The 15,906-nt window shown below is 62.3% G+C and carries 13 protein-coding genes; 4 read left to right on the top strand and 9 right to left on the bottom strand.

Annotated features, from left to right (window positions below; translation table 11 throughout):
* Position 1: 1 nt before the first annotated feature.
* Positions 2-265, bottom strand: a complete 264-nt coding sequence (locus AB4072_RS03815; protein WP_441965569.1) for a DUF6460 domain-containing protein — start codon at positions 263-265, stop codon at positions 2-4.
* Positions 266-353: 88 nt separating this feature from the next.
* Here AB4072_RS03815 and AB4072_RS03810 point away from each other — a divergent pair, with 88 nt between their 5' ends.
* Positions 354-1,295 carry an alpha/beta hydrolase gene (locus AB4072_RS03810; RefSeq protein WP_441965568.1) on the top strand — a complete coding sequence of 314 codons (942 nt, stop codon included), beginning with the start codon at positions 354-356 and terminating at the stop codon, positions 1,293-1,295.
* Between the two features lie 5 nt (positions 1,296-1,300).
* Here AB4072_RS03810 and AB4072_RS03805 read toward each other — a convergent pair whose 3' ends face one another.
* From AB4072_RS03805 to AB4072_RS03790, 4 genes are all read right to left on the bottom strand, one after another.
* Positions 1,301-1,969: a response regulator transcription factor gene (locus AB4072_RS03805; protein ID WP_441965567.1), complete on the bottom strand. Its 669-nt coding sequence runs from the start codon at positions 1,967-1,969 to the stop codon at positions 1,301-1,303.
* A 113-nt stretch (positions 1,970-2,082) separates the two neighbouring features.
* Positions 2,083-2,541 carry a secondary thiamine-phosphate synthase enzyme YjbQ gene (locus tag AB4072_RS03800; protein ID WP_441965566.1) on the bottom strand — a complete coding sequence of 153 codons (459 nt, stop codon included), beginning with the start codon at positions 2,539-2,541 and terminating at the stop codon, positions 2,083-2,085.
* The gene (locus AB4072_RS03795; RefSeq protein ID WP_441965565.1) at positions 2,538-4,385 is read right to left on the bottom strand and encodes a cisplatin damage response ATP-dependent DNA ligase; all 1,848 of its coding nucleotides are present in this window, start codon (positions 4,383-4,385) and stop codon (positions 2,538-2,540) included. The genes AB4072_RS03800 and AB4072_RS03795 overlap by 4 nt, the downstream gene beginning before the upstream one ends.
* Positions 4,382-5,440: a ligase-associated DNA damage response exonuclease gene (locus tag AB4072_RS03790; RefSeq protein ID WP_441965564.1), complete on the bottom strand. Its 1,059-nt coding sequence runs from the start codon at positions 5,438-5,440 to the stop codon at positions 4,382-4,384. Before AB4072_RS03790 ends, AB4072_RS03795 begins: the two co-directional genes overlap by 4 nt.
* A 109-nt stretch (positions 5,441-5,549) precedes the next feature.
* Here AB4072_RS03790 and AB4072_RS03785 point away from each other — a divergent pair, with 109 nt between their 5' ends.
* Positions 5,550-6,482 carry a methyltransferase domain-containing protein gene (locus tag AB4072_RS03785; protein ID WP_441965563.1) on the top strand — a complete coding sequence of 311 codons (933 nt, stop codon included), beginning with the start codon at positions 5,550-5,552 and terminating at the stop codon, positions 6,480-6,482.
* Here AB4072_RS03785 and AB4072_RS03780 read toward each other — a convergent pair.
* Positions 6,479-7,309, bottom strand: a complete 831-nt coding sequence (locus AB4072_RS03780; protein ID WP_441965562.1) for an SDR family oxidoreductase — start codon at positions 7,307-7,309, stop codon at positions 6,479-6,481. The two genes, AB4072_RS03785 and AB4072_RS03780, sit on opposite strands and share 4 nt — an antisense overlap.
* A 151-nt stretch (positions 7,310-7,460) precedes the next feature.
* On the opposite strand from AB4072_RS03780, the gene AB4072_RS03775 reads away from it, so the two are divergent.
* Complete coding sequence (locus AB4072_RS03775) at positions 7,461-10,100, top strand: ligase-associated DNA damage response DEXH box helicase (protein WP_441965561.1); 2,640 nt, start codon at positions 7,461-7,463, stop codon at positions 10,098-10,100.
* Positions 10,097-10,798: a ligase-associated DNA damage response endonuclease PdeM gene (pdeM, locus tag AB4072_RS03770; protein WP_441965560.1), complete on the top strand. Its 702-nt coding sequence runs from the start codon at positions 10,097-10,099 to the stop codon at positions 10,796-10,798. The genes AB4072_RS03775 and pdeM overlap by 4 nt, the downstream gene beginning before the upstream one ends.
* 6 nt (positions 10,799-10,804) lie before the next feature.
* On the opposite strand, the gene AB4072_RS03765 is transcribed toward pdeM, so the two are convergent.
* From AB4072_RS03765 to AB4072_RS03755, 3 genes are all read right to left on the bottom strand, one after another.
* Positions 10,805-11,566 carry a TIGR02186 family protein gene (locus AB4072_RS03765; RefSeq protein ID WP_441965559.1) on the bottom strand — a complete coding sequence of 254 codons (762 nt, stop codon included), beginning with the start codon at positions 11,564-11,566 and terminating at the stop codon, positions 10,805-10,807.
* Positions 11,563-12,492, bottom strand: coding sequence for a sulfite exporter TauE/SafE family protein (locus AB4072_RS03760; RefSeq protein WP_441965558.1), 930 nt, complete (start codon positions 12,490-12,492; stop codon positions 11,563-11,565). The genes AB4072_RS03765 and AB4072_RS03760 overlap by 4 nt, the downstream gene beginning before the upstream one ends.
* 213 nt (positions 12,493-12,705) lie before the next feature.
* Positions 12,706-15,864, bottom strand: a complete 3,159-nt coding sequence (locus tag AB4072_RS03755; RefSeq protein WP_441965557.1) for a hypothetical protein — start codon at positions 15,862-15,864, stop codon at positions 12,706-12,708.
* Positions 15,865-15,906: the final 42 nt, after the last annotated feature.

The raw sequence follows: 15,906 nt of genomic DNA, 5'->3' as shown, positions 1-15,906 counted from the left end.
GTCAGCGGCTCCGGTCGAAGAGGCGCACGAGAAACCAGATCGGCACGACGATGATCGCCCCGTAGAGAATCCAGCGCCCGACTTCCTTCACCGTGTCGAGGCTTACATTCAGAATCGACTGGATCCAGTTGAAGAGACCTTGGATCAGCCCGATGGGCGTGACATTCAGAAAGGCCATGAACGCCCCGACGAGGAGGGACAGAAAGATCAGCTTGGCGAGGACGGAGGCCGGCGATCCTCCGATAAAACGGTTCATGTTGGACATCGTCATCCTCCCAAAAGCACTCTGGACCGGAGCGCCCGCGCATGCTTCATCGCAAGTGGAACAAACGAACGCAACCTGTCCAGACACCATGATCGACCAGACTCTTTTCGACCCCGCCGCGATCAGCGACGAAATCAAAGCCCAGAACGCAGACATTGTGGAGCGATTGACGAGATTGCCGGATGTCTGGTCGGTTCCGCCGGCGGTGGTGCGGGAGCGGCGCGCCCAGGGGCTGGGGCCTTTCCCGCCGATGAAACTGAGCGAAAGGGCGAAAATCGTCACGATCGACGGCCCCCGCGGTCCCATTCCCTTGCGGATCATCGCGCCGGACAATCCGCGCGGAGCCTATTTTCATATCCATGGCGGCGGTTGGACCTGGGGTACCGCCGATGAGCAGGATCCCTGGCTCGACCGGTTGGCGGAGCGCTCAGGCCTGGCGGTGGTGTCGGTCGAATACCGGCTCGCTCCGGAAAATCCCTATCCGGCAGGTCCGGACGATTGCGAGGCGGCGGCCTTGTGGTTCCTGCGCGAGGCGCAGGGCCGATTCGGAACAAGCCGCCTGTTCATCGGTGGCGAATCAGCCGGGGCGCATCTTTCGGCGCTCACGATCCTGCGGCTGCGCGATCGGCACGGGCTCAAGCCCTTCCGCGGCGCGAACCTTTTCGCCGGATGCTACGATCTCTCCCTCACGCCGAGCGTGGCGCGCTGGGGAACCGAGAAACTGATCCTCAATACGCGCGACGTCCGCATGTTCGCGGATAATTTCTGCGGCCCCGATGCGGACCGTCGGAGCCCAGATATTTCACCGCTTTATGCGGATCTCACCGGCTTGCCGCCGGCCCTGTTCTCGATTGGGACGCGGGATCTCCTGATTGACGACACGCTCTTTATGGCGGCCCGCTGGGCCCGGGAGGGCAACGCGACCGAGCTTGCGGTGTGGCCAGGCGGGGCGCACGTCTTCATACGCTTCGAGAGCGCCTTGACCGAGGCCGCTTTGTCCCGGATCGATAGCTTTATCGACCGACTTTAGATGCTTTATTCGGCGCTGGCCGCGGGGCGCTGGGTCACGCCGATCTTGGACGCCGCGATCACGGCCTGCGTGCGGCTGTCGACGCCGAGCTTGTCGAGAATGGCTGAAACGTGGGCTTTCACCGTCGCCTCGGAGACCCCGAGCTCATAGGCGATCTGCTTGTTGAGCAGACCCTCTGAGAGCATGGCCAGCACCCGCACCTGTTGCGGCGTCAGGGTGCCGAGACGGCGAACCAAATCGGCGGTTTCTTTGTCCTCGGCCGCATTCAGGTCCACATCGGGTGGGGTCCAGGTATCGCCTGCGAGGATAGCCTCGATGGCTCCGCCGATATGGTCCACATCCACGGATTTGGGAATGAAGCCGGAGGCGCCGAATTCCATCGCGCGGCGGATCACGGTCGCTTCTTCATTGGCGGAGACGATGACAACCGGAAGTTCGGGATACTGCGCACGGAGCGACAGGAGCCCCGAAAAGCCCTGGACGCCCGGCATGGTCAGGTCGAGGAGGATCAGATCGACGTCCCGCTCGTTGCCCAGCAAGGCGTTCAGCTCTTCCATGCCGCTCGATTCGATCACGCGCGCCTTGGAGAGCACCGAACCGATCGCCTGCCTCAACGCACCGCGAAACAACGGATGGTCATCCGCGATCACGATCGTGGTGTTTTGACCCTGCACTCTGTCTTCTCCCACGCAACCCCCTTGAGCCTTACCCGCAACCGGTAGTCAATATCAAGGATGTGACCTTAGCCATGAACATTCCATGGAAAAGTGCAAGTCTTTCCCTAGGGTTAGGCGCCGATCAGATGAAATATGATTTCGCGATTATGAGGCCGGTCGCGATGTTCGACAAGATAAAGCGCTTGCCAGGTTCCGAGCGCCATCTGTCCTTCGAGGACAGGAATGCTCAAGGAGGTGGCGGTGACCATAGCCCGAACGTGAGCCGGCATGTCGTCTGGGCCTTCCATATCGTGCCGATAGCCGGCATTGCGGGGCGCAAGGCGGTCCAGCGCGGTCATCAGATCGGCCCGCACCTCCGGATCGGCGTTTTCCTGAATTGTGAGGGAAGCCGAGGTATGGCGGCAGAACACGGTCAGCAATCCGTGCAGAATTCCCGTGGCGAAGACCCAGCGAGAGGTGGCTTCCGTGAAATCGGTGAAGCCCTGACCTCGGGTTTCGATGACAAGCCGCCCATTCGCCTGCTGAGTCACGCTGCCTTCGGTCAGCGGTTCGATGTCGAGCGATTTCATGACTCCTTGCCCTCCAGCGGATAGATTTCCTCCTCGCCCCGGACAAGGATTCTTTCCAGGGTCTCGATCCGGTCGGCCTCGTGCGCGGGCTTGTCCCAGCGGATTCGATTAATGCGCGGGAAGCGCATAGCCACGCCGGATTTGTGGCGCGTGGAGCGTTGCAATCCCTCGAACGCCACTTCCAACACGAGGCCGCGATCCTTGCCGTATTCCACTTCGCGCACCGGGCCAAAACGGTTGACCGTGTGATTGCGGACATAGCGGTCGAGCTGCACAAGCTCATCGTCCGTGAAGCCGTGATAGGCTTTGCCGACAGGCACCAATTCCTCACCCTCCGCACCGTCGCGCCAGACGCCGAAGGTATAGTCGGAATAAAACGACGAGCGCTTCCCGTGGCCGCGCTGCCCGTACATCATCACGGCATCGACGAGGTAGGGATCGCGCTTCCACTTGTACCAATAGCCTTTCGGCCGTCCCGGCAGATAGGGACTGTCAGCGCGCTTCAGCATGCAGCCTTCGATCGCGTCCGCATCCGGGCCTGCGCCCACGGAAGCTGGATCGGCGCGGGCGGCCGCGAGATCGTTCCATGACGTGAAAGGAACCGTCGGCGACAGGTCGATGCGCGGATGATCGAGACGGCTGACAAGCGCCTCGAGACGTTTACGCCGTTCCATGAAACTGAAACCACGCAAGTCTTGCTCACGTTCGGCGAGAATATCGTAGACGCGAAAGTGCGCTGGAAATTCCGTCATCAACTTCGCTGTCACGGTCTTGCGGTTCAAGCGTTGCTGCAAGACGTTGAAGCTCTGCACGAGCCCATCGCGCACGATCAGCAATTCACCGTCGAGAGCGCCTTCGAAATCGAGAGCTTCGACAAGGTCCGGAAAAGCGCGCGAGACATCGTCGCCAGTACGCGAATAGATGCGGCGCACGGTGCGCCCGTCCTGGGTCCGTCCGGCCGCAGCCTGAAGGCGAATGCCGTCCCATTTCCATTCGGCGATGAAATCGGCGGCGTTGAATTTCTCAAAGTCCTCATCCTCAATGGGATGCGACAACATCGGAGGACGAAACGGCGCGGGATTATTCGATTCCGGTCGTGGCTCTCGCCCTTCGACCCACGCGAACAAGTTTTCGTAAGGCGCTTCGAGCCCGTGCCAGAGAAGCTCCACTTCGTCGGGATCGATCCCGCCAAGCTGAGCGACGGCGGTTTTCGCGAGGCGCGCGGATACGCCCACGCGCAATTCGCGGGTGATCAGTTTGAGCAACGCCCACCGCCCGGTTTCATCCAACGCATCGAGCCAGCCGGCGATGCGTGCAGGTAGCTCGCTCTTGCCGGTATTGGAGAGCGCCTCGACGACCTCGGTTAGCGTCGGCACAGGGGGCGAGACACACCCTCCTCCCCCTTGTGAGGAGAAGGAGTTGGAGGTGGGGGTGGTTTGACTGGGCGTGTCGGGTTGAGACGACACGCTGGTACAGGCGTCGATCAAACCAATGTTCGGGACGCGATCTGACTTTACAACCCCCACCCCTATCCCTCCTCGTAAGGCGGAGGGGATCTGTCCCGCTTGGTCCGGCGTCGGCCAAATCAGCGCCGTCGTTTCCGCGAGATCGCCGACGTAGCTATAGGACATGCGAAACAAGACTGGATCGACTCGTTCCTCCACGAGACCACGGATCAGGCCGGGCTTGGCGCCCTGGAACATGAGCGCATCCGTCATGGCGGCGAGCGCGTAGCCGCGATCAGGGTCCGTCGTGTGGCGAAAGTAATCGACGAGGAGCCGTAATTTCGCATTGCGGCGCGGCTCGTAGGCAAGGCGGTCGAGAAGGGCGGCGAAGCGGTTCATGGCGCACTCGTTTCATTCGCGGCCTGTGCCTGAGGTGCTTCCTCGGCCTCGCTCTCATCGCCGTAACCGAGCATGTGGAGCGGCCGCGCGCGAATGCCCTGGCTGAGGCACCAATGGACGAGCGCATCCTCCTGTCCATGCGTGACCCAAACCTCACCGGCGCCGGTCTCGCGAACGGTGCGACAGAGATCGTCCCAATCCGCGTGGTCGGAGATCACGAGCGGTAGTTCCACGCCCTTTTGCCGAGCGCGGGCGCGCACGCGCATCCAGCCCGAGGCGAAGGCTGAAACCGGATCGGGGAAACGCCGGGACCAGCGATCCTGGATGGAGGAGGGTGGGCAGAGCACGATGGTGCCCGCGAACTCCGAACGGGGCCGGTCGGCGACGAGGGGCGTTTCGCCCAAGGGCACGCCCTCGTCCTTATAGAGATATGTCAATCGCTCCATTGCGCCGTGGAGATAGATCGGTTCGTCATAGCCCTCTCCCCGAAGCATGGCGATGACTCGCTGTGCCTTGCCCAGCGCATAAGCCCCAACCATGTGGGTGCGCTCGGGAAAGAGCGAGACGGAGTTCAGGAGTTTTCGTACCTCTCCGCGCACATCGGGGTGGCGAAAGACAGGGAGCCCGAACGTGGCTTCCGTGATGAAGACATCACACGGAACGACCTCGTAGGGACGGCAAGTCGGATCCTCGGTTCGTTTGTAGTCTCCCGAAACCACGATGCGCGTGCCGCTGGCCTCGATGGTGATCTGCGCCGAGCCGAGCACGTGGCCCGCCGGGGTAAAGCGCACGGAAACGCCACCGATGCGCAGCGTTTCGCCAAGCTCCACTTCTTGCATCGTGTCCGCGAAATCTTCGCCGTAACGCACGGCCATGATCCGCAGCGTCTCCCGTGTCGCCAGCACGGAAGCGTGACCGGCGCGAGCGTGGTCGGAATGACCGTGCGTAATGAGTGCTCGCGTCACCGGCCGGATCGGGTCGATGTGAAAATCGCCGAGGGGGCAATAGAGCCCTTGCGGGGTTTGGGTCAGGATGTCGGTGGAGCGCAGCGCCATGGGCCTCGAATATAGGAAGTGCAGCCGGTATTTTCAGCCTTGTCGGGTCCTTTAGGAACGGCCCGCGCTCCACCGTTGACAGCGGACGTTCCGTCTTTCATGCAACGTCATGGCCTCATCCTCGACCCTGCGATCCTCCGGCGACATACTGGCTGACCGCCGTTACGAATATGCCCGTGCCGCTTTCGATGAGAAAGATTTCGAGGCGGCCGCCGATCTGGCGCGGCAGGTGCTGGAAATCGCACCCCGGTTCGTGGCCGCTCACGCACTTCTCGGCCGCGCGACTGCCGCGCTTGGCGAGCGGGAAGGGGCCGTCGAGGCCTTGCGTCAAGCGTTGGTTTTGGAACCGGAAGATTCTCTGGGTGTACGTCTCGATCTTGCCAAGCTCGGGGCATTACCGCCCGATGAGGCGATCACCGACGGTTATGTGCGCGCGCTCTTCGACGAGTACGCTCCGAAATTCGACGCCCATCTCACCAAGAGTCTTGCCTATCGGGGCCCGGAACTGATCGCGGACGGTCTGAAACGCGCCTGCGCGATTTCGGCGCGGCCGTTTGCCTTTGCGCATTGCCTGGATCTCGGCTGCGGCACGGGCCTGATGGCGCGGGCGCTACAAGGGGCGTGCGAGTCGATCGAGGGCGTCGATCTTTCGCCGCGCATGCTGGAGGTGGCGCGCCGCACAGGGCTTTATGACGCCCTGCACGAGGCCGAGCTTGTCGCCTTCCTGCAAGGACGCGCGGTGGGCGAGGCGGAGCTGATCGTCGCGGCCGATGTATTCGTCTATATGGGCGCTCTCGATACCGCCTTCAGCGAAGCACATCAGGTGTTGAAGGACCGGGGCCTTTTTGCCTTCACGGTCCAGGCTCATCAGGGCGAGGGCTTCGTGCTCGGGGACGATGCGCGCTATGCCCACAGCGAGGCTTACCTGCGCGAGCTTGCGACGGCATCAGGTTTTGCCGTCGCGATTTTCGAGCGAGTGTCGAGCCGGGAAGACCGAGGTATACCGGTTCCCGGCTTTCTGATGGTTCTCGAACGGATTTAGACCTGCGACGGGATCGAAGGATGCGGTGCATCCTCCCAGCAGCCCAGAACCGACTGGTCGAAATCGATGATCGAACCGGTCATGAGGCCGGATTCATGGCTGGCAAGGAAGGAAACCGTGCGCGCGACTTCCTTCGGATCGAGCAGGCGCCCGAAAGGCTGCGATTTAACGGCCTCTTCCAGCCAGCCATCCTGCGCGCCGTGATAGGTGCGCATAATCCGGTCTTCGCCGGGCGTGCTCATCCAGCCGATGTTGAGGCCGTTCACCCGAATGCGCCAGGGCATGAGGCTGAAGGCGGCGTTCTTCGTCAATGTCGCCAGCGCGCCCTTCGAGCCGCAATAGGCCGAGATGAAAGGCTGGCCGCCATGGGCGGACATGGACAGGATGTTGATGATCGCGCCCTGGATCTTCTCGCGGCGCATGATCGTGGCGGCATCCTGCGTGAGGAAGAACGGCGCGCGCACGTTGACTGCGAACATACGGTCGAAAAGCTCAGGACTCGTGTCGAAGACCGTTCCGCGATCCGTCATGCCCGCGGCGTTGACGAGGATATCGACCCGGCCGAAAGCGCTGTCGGCCCGCGCCGTCACCTTGCGCACATCGTCCATGTCGGCGAGGTCGGCCTGGACGAATTCGGTCCGGCACCCTTGCGCCGTGATGTCCTGCGCCACGGCCTTGCCGCGCTCGGCGTTGCGGCCACAAATGACGAGACCTTTAGTGCCGCGCTCTGCGAGGGTGCGGGCAATGGTTTCGCCGAGGCCCTGGGTGCCGCCGGTGACGATGGCGACGGTGTCCTTGAGGGATGAAAGGGAGGGGGATTGCGGCATGGTTTTACTTCTGGGTTTGCGATTGGCGTCGGCCCAAGCAAAAACCTAAGCCGGCAAAAAGAGCAAGTGGGCGGGGCGGGCGTCCACATCCATCGCGCCGAGCCGGAGCGCGCATGACGGATGACCGTCAACAGCCTATATGTTGTGACCCATGCCGAGGAAAGCCTCATCTCCCTTGCCTGAGCGGTTTCAGCGCTGGTTCGACAGCCGAGGCTGGCGGGCGCGTGCGCATCAGCTCGAGCTTCTCGCCAAGGCGGAGGCGGGCCGGTCGGTTCTGCTCGTGGCCCCGACCGGGGCGGGTAAAACGCTCGCCGGCTTCCTGCCGAGCCTTATCGAACTGTCCGAGCGCGGATCAGGGACCGCGCGTGGCAAGCGGACACTTCATACACTTTATATCTCGCCGTTGAAGGCGCTTGCCGTCGATATCGCCCGCAACCTTGAGACGCCTATCCGGGAAATGGAGCTTCCGGTCCGCGTCGAAACGAGGACCGGGGATACACCCGCCCATAAGCGCGCCCGGCAGATCGAGCACCCGCCGGACATTCTTCTCACCACACCCGAACAGTTGGCACTTCTTCTCGCTCACCGCGACGCACGAGACCTTTTCAAGGATCTGCGCCGGGTCGTGCTCGACGAGTTGCACTCGCTCGTCACCTCGAAACGCGGCGATCTCCTCTCGCTTGGTCTCGCCCGGCTCTATGCTCTCGCTCCGGAGATGACGGCTGTCGGGCTTTCGGCCACCGTGCGCGAGCCGGACGATTTGCGGCGGTATCTGATCGCGAAGCGTCGCCCACCCTCTCCCCCCTTGTGGGGGAGAGATGGAGAGGGGGGTAGCAACGGCTCGATTGGGCACGAAGATTCATCCGTTGGCGCTCCACCCCCCTCCCTAACCCTCCCCCACATGGGGGGAGGGGATGCCCCTATCCTTCAAGAAGCACTCGCCGATCTCGTCGTGGTGGAAGGTGGGGCGGAGCCCGATATCCGCATGCTGGAATTGGACGAGCCGTTGCCGCTTGCTGGCCACACCGCCGCTTTGTCCATGCCGGCGATTTACGACCTGATCGGCAAGCACAAGACCACGCTGGTTTTTGTCAATACGCGAATGCAGGCGGAATACACCTTTCAGTCACTTTGGGACCTCAACGAGGACGGTCTTGCCATCGCGCTACATCATGGATCGCTCGATGTGTCGCAGCGCCGCCGCGTCGAGGAGGCGATGATTGCAGGCAAGCTACGTGCCGTGGTCTGCACGGCGACGCTCGATCTCGGCATCGATTGGGGCGATGTCGATCTTGTCGTGAATGTCGGAGCGCCGAAGGGGGCTTCGCGCATCATGCAGCGCATCGGCCGTTCCAACCATCGCATGGACGAGCCGTCGAAGGCCTATCTCGTCCCCGCCAACCGGTTCGAGATTCTGGAATGCCGTGCGGCGCTCGATGCGGTGCACGAGGCGGCGCAGGATACGCCGGACGCGCGCATCGGCGCGCTCGACGTTCTCTGTCAGCACATTCTCGGCATGGCCTGCGCGGAGCCCTTTCGTCTGGAAGAGCTTTACGAGGAGGTGCGCGCCGCTGCACCTTACGCCGATCTGACATGGGAGGAATTCGAGGCCTGCGTCGCCTTCGTCGCCACAGGCGGATATGCCCTGCGCGCTTACGAGCGCTTCGCCAAGATCGTTAAGGGCAAGGACGATTTGTGGCGTGTGCGCGATGCGCGCGTCGCGCAGCAATACCGGCTCAACGTGGGCACCATCGTCGAGTCGACCATGATCAAGGTGCGACTCGGGCGGACCTCCCGCGCGCGTCCCGGCACCGTTCTGCCGCGCGGAAAAATGCTCGGCGAGATCGAGGAATATTTCGCGGAAACGATGACGCCGGGGGACACCTTTCTCTTCGCCGGTGAAGTGCTGCGCTTCGAGGGCATTCATGAGGATGAGGTTCTCGCGACGCGGGCGAGCGGGAGCGATCCGAAAATCCCATCTTATGCGGGCGGCAAGTTTCCCCTCTCCACCTTTCTCGCCGCACGGGTGCGCGAAATCCTGGCCGATTCCTTTGAATGGGATCGTCTGCCGTCACAGCTTGCGGATTATCTTCTCGCGCAGCGTCGCCGCTCCATCGTGCCGGGACCCCGCGACCTCCTGGTCGAGACCTTTCCGCGCGGAGAGCGCTATTACATGACCTGTTTCCCTTTCGAGGGAAGGCTGGCGCATCAGACGCTCGGCATGCTCCTGACCCGACGCCTGGAGCGTGCGCGACAAAAGCCACTCGGCTTCGTCGCTAACGACTACGGCCTCGCGATCTGGGGCGTGAACGATCTTGCCGAGAAACAGGGTCGCGATCCGCACTTCCTCGATGCTCTCTTTGCGGAGGATATGCTCGGCGACGATTTGGAAGGCTGGCTCGCGGAGTCCGCCCTGATGAAACGGACTTTTCGCCAATGCGCCGTGATCGCAGGCCTGATCGAGCGCCGCTTTCCGGGTCAGGAGAAGACGGGACGACAGGTGACGATCTCGACCGATCTCATCTACGACGTGTTGAGAAAGCACGAGCCGGATCATGTGCTTTTGCGCGCCGCGCGGGCCGATGCGGCAACGGGGCTTCTCGACGTGAAGCGCCTCGGTATGATGTTGAAGCGTATCCGGGGGCGAATCATCCACAAGCCGCTCGACCGGGTTTCTCCACTCAGCGTCTCCGTCATGCTGGAGATCGGCCGCGAGCGCGTTCAGGGCGAGGGTGCGGACGATATTCTGGCAGAGGCGGAATCAGCGCTTCTCGATGAGGCTTTGGCGTGACGGCACTGCTGAAAATAAGCCCGGCGACGAGCGAGATAAGCCTTTCCGGGCTTGCGGGGGTGCTCGATCTCACGGGGGCGATGTATCTCGCCGATGAGGGCGTTCTTCTCGTCGCCGATCTGCATTTCGAGAAGGGCTCGTCCTTCGCGCGGCGTGGCATGATGCTGCCTCCTTACGACACGCGCGAGACCTTGAAGGCGTTGAAACGGGCTGTTTCGCATTTCGATCCCCGTGCGGTCATCGCTCTCGGCGACAGTTTTCACGATATCGGGGGACCGGATCGACTGGGAGAAGAGGAGCGTGCGTCGCTCGCCGGGTTGCAGTCCGGGCGCGATTGGATCTGGGTGACAGGCAACCATGATCACACCTTGCCCACGGCCATTGGCGGCGAGGTGGTGGAGACCATGATCCTCGGCCCGCTCACGCTGCGCCACGAGCCGGAGGCGGGGTCGCAAGCCGAAGTCGCCGGGCATCTGCACCCGGTCGGCAAGGTTGTCATGCGCGGGCGCTCGACACGCCGGCGTTGCTTTCTGACCGATGGCGCGCGCTGCATCATGCCGGCGCTCGGGGCCTATGCAGGCGGATTGAATGCCTGCGACGATGCGTTCGAGCCGCTGTTTCCCGGGGGCTTCATGGCACATCTCATCGGCTCGGAACGCATATTCGCGATCACCCGCGCGATGCTGTGCAGGGATTGAGGCCTATCAATCGCGCCGGAAGATGACGTTCGCGAACCAGCCGAAGGCGAGCGCGAGAAGCGCCGTGGCAAGGCCATAGAGCAGCGACTGATCGCGCGCCGCCTCGCCGACTTGTTGTTCGAAACCGGTCTTGACCAGTTCAAAACTTGTATGGCTGCGCGCCAGAACGACTGTGTCGGCCAGGAGTGCGACTTCCACGTCGTAATTGCCAGTCGGAGCGACGGCAGGAACGGGGATGCTGGCGTTGAAGATAGTCGGCGTCAGGAACGTGACGCCACGCTCGTTCTCGATGTAGAGCCCGTCGCGTGCTTTCAGGCGGCGCAAGGCATCGCGAAAAGGTTCATCCACGGGGCCGCGATCGTTGGTGAAGTCTGCGGCATGGATGATCGCGTTCACGCCGATCTTCTGGCGCATCCGGGATTGCACCGAAGTAATATCGGCGACAGGGCGTGACGTGAACACACTCAGATAAGACGGTGCATCCGGAAATTTCTGCTGCTCCCGATTGAGCCACACGAGTCCGCGTCGCTCCTTCTCGCGCACGACGATGGATTGGCGTGGTCCGCGCACAGTGATGGCGACGTCATAGTTGCTGCCACGGGCAACCGTCTGCGCGTCGCGCTCCACCGCGCCGAACACCGCGATGGACGTGCCGGTGTAGTTTGAGTTGATCAGAACCCTATGGCTCGACAAGGTTGCAATCAAGGTCTCGGCGAAGGCGGGCGCCGGGGCGAGGGCCAGAAGAAGAAACGGCAGCGCGCCCCTCACGTTCGTGTTTCCTGGACGGTAATGGAGAATGGCTCGTTCGGACGAACGATCAATTCGAGCGCAAAACGCAGGCCGACGGCGAGCAGCAGGATCGCGAGAAGAAAGCGGAACAATTCCGCGCGCAGATTTCTTCCGGCGCGCGCGCCGAATTGTGCGCCGAAGACGCCGCCGACGATCAGCAGAATGGCCAGCACGATATCGACCGCCTGGTTCGCGACTGCGTGCAGCACAAGCGTGACGAGTGTCGTGCAGACGATCTGGAACTGCGACGTGCCGACGACCACGGAAGTCGGAATGCGAAAGATATAGAGAAGAGCGGGCACCATGATGAAGCCGCCTCCGATGCCGAGGAGCGCGCCCGCAAAGCCGACGAACAGCGCGAATGCGAGGATCGGGATGACGCTCGCATAGAGCTTCGAGCGGGGAAACCGCATCCGCAGCGGCCAGAAGAGATAGGGCGCATGCTCACCCGCTCGCCGGCGAGGGCGGATTTGGCCACCACGCCGTTTTGTCCAGAACTCGCTCAGGCTCTCCTTCATCATCAGACTGCCGACGACGGTAAACAGCGTGACGTAGGAGACGACGATCACGAGATCGAGTTGTCCGGCGCGTCGGGCGGCGGCAAAAAACCAGACGCCGAGCACAGAGCCGACGAAGCCGCCCGATACCAGAACGGCTCCCAACTTCAGATCGAGAGCGTTTCTGCGAAGGGCCCCAAGGGCGGAGGTTGTCGAGGAGGCGACGATCTGAGCCGATTGAGTCGCGACAGCGACGGCCGGGGGGATGCCGAGAAAGATCAGGAGCGGCGTCATGAGAAAACCGCCGCCGATGCCGAAGAGGCCGGAGATGAATCCGACAGCCGCGCCTAGGCCCAGGATCACGAGCACGCTGACCGACATCTCTGCGATAGGCAAATAGATTTGCACCCCGGTACCCCTATGGCCGGTGCAGCCACGCTTGAGAGCAGGATCACGATTCACCGAAGCATGATCAGGCTGTCTGTTTTTCATGCCGCATGATTTGGAAACCAGGTTTCCAAATCATGCGGTTGTCGTCAGGCGCGCGAAGCGCCTGTCCAACACATCTTTATAACCTTCGGCGTGAACGGAGGCTGACTTTTTTCCATCCGCCATCCTTTTTCATGTGCGGCCGGCGACGTGCGGATCAAGCGCGGCGGTTCGGCCTTCGATCGACGGCTTCACGTCGTTAGCTTGGCTGTCGACAGCGCGCGGGCGCCAGCGTTCCACCAGAGCTTTCGCGATGGCGAGATCGCCGGCACTCAATTTGATGCTGACCTCGTCGCGCTTTTTGGCGGCGTCCGCATCGCCTTGATTGGCCGCGAGCGCGAACCATCGATAGGCCTTGGTCAAATCCTGTCGGGTGCCGGCTCCGCGCGTATACATGACGGCAAGGTTGAACTGGCTGTCCTTCAAGCCTGCTTCTGCGGCCTCCACGTACCATGGCAAGGCAGCCACATAGTCCGGTTTTCCACCGATACCAGCCGCGAGCAGGGTCGCAAGGTTGTGCATGGCGCGGGTATTGCCGCCGAGCGCAGCGCGTTCATACCACGTGGCGGCGAGCTTCATGTCTCGCGTGACGCCGAAGCCCTTCTCATAGGCCATGGCGAGTCTCTCCTGTGCGGGGACGAGTCCCGCCTGGGCCGCCCGCTCGAAGAGATGCACTGCCAGCGCCGAATCCTGATCGAGACCGCGCCCTTCCGCGCTACGGGTCGCCAGTTCGTAGACCGCTGTCGCATCGCCTGCGAGCACCGCTTCCCTCAACATGGCTGGAATTCGGGTGGGAATATCGCCGATCGTGGCCGGGTTGATGAAGAAGGCGCTTGTGCTTGGAACGGCAGGCCCGGCGGTGAAGCTGACAGGCTGCACAAAGCCGGCACCAGCGCTTTCCTTCGTCACAGGATCCTGCTGTGAGATTTCCGCCGTGACGATCTTTTCCGCCAGCGCGACTTTGTCGATTTCCTGATCGAAAATGGCGGAAGCGATGCGGAGGCTTCCCGTCGCCAGGACGAGCAGGGCCAAACCAAAAACAAGGGGGCGCTTGTGGTTGTTCAGCACCTGCCGCAGGCGGCGGATCAAGCCGGGCGATGGCGCTTTGCCGACGGTCTCAATGTCGAGAGCGTCGCTGTCGAGGTGACCGGCAAGGGCGTTCTCAGCCAAAGCTCCGGGCGCGGGTTCGCTCGCCTGCACGGTTTCTTTTTGTGCTGCGCGGCGTGCTGCCGCGATGAAGCCGGAGCGCATGTCTTCCAAATCGGTTCTCGATGAGAAGACGGCTGTATTCAGATCACGGGTTTCTTCCGATCCCTGTTCCCGATCGGTGACATCGGTATCTTTAGCGTCAGGCGTGGGCGATCCAGTGAAAGGCGACGTCGCAGCGACCTCCTCGATTTGAGACAAGGCAGCCGCGTGAAGACGACGAACGGCCGCTTCGAGACGGTCGGCCGAAGGCATGTCATCCTGTTTTTCGCCGGGCGCATACGCTTCGACCGTTGCAGCCTGCGGAATGCCGCGACCGATCAGCGTTTCCAACGCGTCGTGCACGGCGCGCAACGTCTGCTGGGTCTTCTTGTCGGCGCGAGAGTGCAGAGCTTTCAACTCGACGAAGCCTTGCTTCAGTGCATCAAGATCGCTCTCAGTGACACCCGCCGGCATATCCTTCAGGGCGGCCTTGGCGGCGCGTTCCGCGATGAGGGCGGCCTCTTCCTGCAATCGTTCTATGCCTTGCGGCTCGGCAATGACAGGAGCCGCTGCTTCGCTTCTGCTCTTCGCCAATTGCTCAGTCAGTGCGGCAAGGCGCTCCTCGAGTGCATCGAGGGCCGGTGCGGGCGCACGGTCAAGTTTCTCGCTAATTGAGAGCAGCATTCCCTCGACGCCAGAAATGTCGGCTTGCTGGCCAACCTGGCGCAGTTCGCTCTTCAATTGGTCGAAGCGATCGAGAAGGGGGGCATGCGATAGTGCAGGGCGCTCCGTCACGGATTGCACGTCAGCGGATAACCGTTCGATCAAGGTCATCAACGCTTCCGAGTGCCGAGTCCGATTGTCGTTGGCCTCACTCATGCGCTCGGTCAGAAGCGCCAGTTGGCGTGCGACGGGCGTGAGGTTGATCGGCTCAGGCTCGGGACGGTTGACAAGAAGATCGACACGCTCGCTCAAACTGTCCAGGCGATCAGGCACATCGCTTGTCGCTTGCGCCGCGGCCGTCCGGTTCAATGCGGAGCAGATATCTTCAAGCGATGCCTTGAGCGCAGCAAAGTCATGACGACCGACCTGATTGAGACGCAGTTCAGTCACCTGATGCCCGAGGGCCGCCATGTCGTTGGAGAGCTTTTCCAACTGCCGGGGCTCGGCCCGTTGCGCCAGATCCTGACGCATATCGATGATCTGGCTGCTGAGAAATTCGATGACACTCCGGTCGATGCCTGCTTCCGCGGCCTTGTCGATGCGGCGCGAGAGGGTCTCGATCTCGGAGGATATGCGCGAATGAACCTTATCGGACAGGTTCTCCGTCATGTGCTGGATCTGCCGTTCCAGATCGGCGACGACATTGGCCAGCGCCAGCATGTCCTGAGAGTTTCGACCCTCCACGAGGCTGCCGACGAGATGACGAATGGAGCCTTCGAGCGTGGCGATCTCGTCACGGCTCGCGAGCGAGCCGACACTCATCTGAAGCCGTTCAAGATCGCTGCGAATGGTTTCGATAGCGGGGGACGGTGAGATATCGAGTGGTTTTTCGAGGCGCTCCGTCAGCCGGCCCATATCCGAGCGTAGACCCGTCAGCGTGTCGGATAAGGGAGCCAGGGCCCTCACGGCATCCTGGATCGGAAATTCGATGCGGGTCGGAGGTGCGGGGGCGCGCGCGGTGACGATCTGGCGCTCGACCGTGTCGAGCCTGTCCTTGAGGGTGGAAAAAGCCTGCGCGAGGACGGTGGCGAGCCTGTCCTGATGATCGGCGGAGCTACGAGCCGCCTCATTCAGGCGATCCTCCGCCTGTTCCATCCAGACGGCCATGGATTCGAGCGCGACCGCTGTGCGGGCGTCACGATCCTCTGCCTCGACCCGTGCTCGATTCTCATCGAGGGTCGCTCGTCCGCTTACCGTTTGTCCCATGCGCGCGATGATGGCATCGATATCGCCAGCTTGCTGACGAGACGAAGTGGCCGGTTTCCTGTTGGTGAGGGCCGCAACCCATTCCTCGAGGCTTAGACCGGCGCGGCGCGCCGCCATCTCGGCAGCCTCGCGCGTATCCAGACCTATATCCTCAAGGTTTGCATTTCGTCTCATGGCGCCCCGCCAACTCGGTACTTTGGAACACCGGCCCGCCAG

Origin of the sequence: Microvirga sp. 2MCAF38 (genome assembly GCF_052115485.1) — a bacterium.
GTDB lineage: Bacteria > Pseudomonadota > Alphaproteobacteria > Rhizobiales > Beijerinckiaceae > Microvirga.
This window is presented reverse-complemented; position numbering and strand designations above follow the sequence as displayed.

Coding starts and splice junctions, on each gene's coding strand:
- AB4072_RS03815 (WP_441965569.1), bottom strand. CDS start 265: ATGTCCAACATGAACCGTTTTATCGGAGGATCGCCGGCCTCCGTCCTC.
- AB4072_RS03795 (WP_441965565.1), bottom strand. CDS start 4,385: ATGAACCGCTTCGCCGCCCTTCTCGACCGCCTTGCCTACGAGCCGCGC.
- AB4072_RS03775 (WP_441965561.1), top strand. CDS start 7,461: ATGCCGAGGAAAGCCTCATCTCCCTTGCCTGAGCGGTTTCAGCGCTGG.
- AB4072_RS03780 (WP_441965562.1), bottom strand. CDS start 7,309: ATGCCGCAATCCCCCTCCCTTTCATCCCTCAAGGACACCGTCGCCATC.
- AB4072_RS03785 (WP_441965563.1), top strand. CDS start 5,550: ATGGCCTCATCCTCGACCCTGCGATCCTCCGGCGACATACTGGCTGAC.
- AB4072_RS03800 (WP_441965566.1), bottom strand. CDS start 2,541: ATGAAATCGCTCGACATCGAACCGCTGACCGAAGGCAGCGTGACTCAG.
- AB4072_RS03755 (WP_441965557.1), bottom strand. CDS start 15,864: ATGAGACGAAATGCAAACCTTGAGGATATAGGTCTGGATACGCGCGAG.
- AB4072_RS03810 (WP_441965568.1), top strand. CDS start 354: ATGATCGACCAGACTCTTTTCGACCCCGCCGCGATCAGCGACGAAATC.
- AB4072_RS03790 (WP_441965564.1), bottom strand. CDS start 5,440: ATGGCGCTGCGCTCCACCGACATCCTGACCCAAACCCCGCAAGGGCTC.